The organism is Oricola indica (assembly GCF_019966595.1).
GTDB lineage: Bacteria > Pseudomonadota > Alphaproteobacteria > Rhizobiales > Rhizobiaceae > Oricola > Oricola indica.
Map to the genome: position 1 here is coordinate 1 of NZ_JAINFJ010000039.1, position 2,640 is coordinate 2,640.

The window sequence follows — 2,640 nt, forward strand, 5'->3', positions numbered from 1 at the left end:
CAGACCCGCCAGCAGCACATGGACACGCTGCGCGAAATCTACGGCTACAAGACGTTCTCGGGCCGTGGCGCCCGTGATCTGCGGGACTGGCTTTTCGATCAGGCAGAAGACGTCCGATCGAACGAGGATCTTGCCCAGCGTTTTGTTGCTCGATGCCGGGAGACTTCGACTATCCTGCCGGCCGTCTCAACAATCGAACGCCTGTGCGCGGACGCCCTGGTCGCCGCAGAGCGCAGGATCGAAACGCGGATTGCGGAAAAGCTGGATGCTGAAGCGCGCGAGCGATTGGACGGGCTTCTGGCCGAGATGCTGGCCGGCAATGTCAGTCGCTTTATCTGGCTGCGCAATTTCGAGGTCGGCAACAACTCGGCTGCCGCAAACCGCCTGCTCGACAGGCTGGAGTTTCTGCGCGATCTGAATCTCGATCATCAGGTTCTCGCCGGCACTCCACCTCACCGTGTCGCACGCCTGCGCCGCCAGGGCGAACGCTACTTTACGGACGGTTTGCGTGACATCACTTCTGACCGGCGCTGGGCGATCCTTGCCGTCTGCGTTGTGGAATGGGAAGCTGCGATCGCCGATACTGTCGTCGAAACCCATGACCGGATCGTCGGGAAGACCTGGCGGGAGGCGAAACGGCTGCATGACGAGATGATTGCCGATTCCAAGGCAGCGCTCACCGATACGATTCGCGCCTTCACCGCGTTGGGCGCCTCGCTGCTTGAGGCCCGCAATGATGGCGTGCCGCTGGAAACAGCCGTCGCCAAATCTCCGGAATGGGGTCGCCTGGAACAACTGGTGGCGACAGGCGCCCAGCTCAGCAACTCGCTGGCCGATGATCCGCTGGCTCATGTCGGACAGGGTTACCATCGCTTCCGTCGCTACGCACCGCGCATGCTGCGATGCCTGAGGATCGAGGCCGCGCCGGTCGCGGAGCCATTGGTTGCGGCCGCTGCAGCGATCGGGAAAATACGGCCTTCAGCATCGGCAGATGGAAGCTTCCTGCGGCCCAACTCGAAATGGCATCGTCATTTGCGAGCGCAGGAGAAAGGAGACGATCGGCTCTGGGAAGTCGCAGTTCTGTTCCACCTGCGCGATGCTTTCCGCTCCGGGGATATCTGGCTCGCTCATTCGCGCCGCTATGGCGATCTCAAGCAGGTACTGGTGCCCATGGTTGCGGCGCAAGAGACCGCGAGGTTGGCCGTGCCAATCGACCCGCAGGGCTGGCTTACGGATCGTAAGGCGCGGCTCGCTGACGCTCTGAAGCGGCTCGCCCGAGCAAACCGGAACGGAACCATCCCCCACGGCAGCATAGAAGATGGCACTTTGCGGATCGACCGATTGACGGCGGACGTTCCCGACAACGCTGAGGAGCTGATACTCGATCTTTATCGCCGAATGCCGCCCGTGCGAATCACCGACATCCTGCTCGAGGTCGATGCCGCTCTCGGCTTTACCGAAGCCTTTACCCACCTGAGAACCGGAGTTGCATGCGGCGACCGGATTGGCCTCCTCAACGTTCTGCTCGCGGAAGGGCTGAACCTGGGACTGCGAAAAATGGCGGAGGCCACCAACACGCATGATTACTGGCAGCTCTCGCGCCTCGCCCGTTGGCATGTCGAAAGCGATGCCATGAACCAGGCGCTGGCCATGGTGGTTGCTGCGCAGGGAAAACTGCCGATGTCGCGCTTCTGGGGAATGGGCACGACGGCATCAAGCGATGGCCAGTTCTTCCCTTCAGCGCGACAGGGCGAGGCCATGAATATGATCAACGCCAAATATGGCGGTGAACCCGGCCTCAAAGCCTACACTCATGTCAGCGACCAGTTCGCGCCGTTCGCTTCACAGACGATTCCGGCTACCGTCAGCGAGGCGCCGTATATTCTCGATGGCCTGCTGATGAACGAGGTCGGCCGCCAGGTTCGTGAGCAATACGCCGACACGGCCGGGTTCACCGATCATCTGTTCGGGACCAGCGCCATGCTCGGATATCGGCTCGTCCTGCGCATCCGGGACCTGCCGTCGAAGCGGCTGTATGTGTTCAATCCAGATGCGACACCCAAAGAATTGCGCAAGCTGGTAGGCGGAAAAATCCGCGAGGAACTGATCGTTGCGAACTGGCCTGACCTTTTCCGTTGTGCCGCCACTATGGCCGCCGGCAAGATCAGGCCCAGCCAGCTTCTACGCAAGCTCGCTTCCTACCCGCGCCAAAACGATCTCGCGGTTGCGCTGCGCGAGGTCGGCCGCATCGAACGCACACTCTTCATTATAGAGTGGATCCTCGATACGGACATGCAGCGACGTGCGCAGATCGGGCTCAACAAGGGTGAAGCCCATCATGCTCTGAAAAATGCTCTTCGTATTGGGCGCCAAGGTGAAATCCGCGATCGCACAGCAGAGGGGCAACACTACCGGATTGCCGGCCTCAACCTCCTGACCGCGATCATCATCTATTGGAACACCGTCCATCTCGGCCATGCCGTCGCAGAGCGGTGGAACGAAGGGGCCGATGTGCCGCCTGAACTGCTGGCCCACATATCCCCGCTGGGTTGGGCGCACATCCTGCTGACTGGCGAGTATCTGTGGCCCAAGGGGAAGAATGCTTAGGGTGTCATTTCGCCCTCAGCCGGAACCGACCCC

1 protein-coding gene is annotated in these 2,640 nt (G+C 61.2%); it reads left to right on the top strand.

All coding sequences use genetic code 11. The annotated features are described in order from the left end of the window. The coding region (locus LC343_RS24920; RefSeq protein ID WP_223479853.1) for a Tn3 family transposase at window positions 1-2,607 on the top strand (2,607 nt) is incomplete at its 5' end. Window positions 2,608-2,640 lie beyond the last annotated feature (33 nt).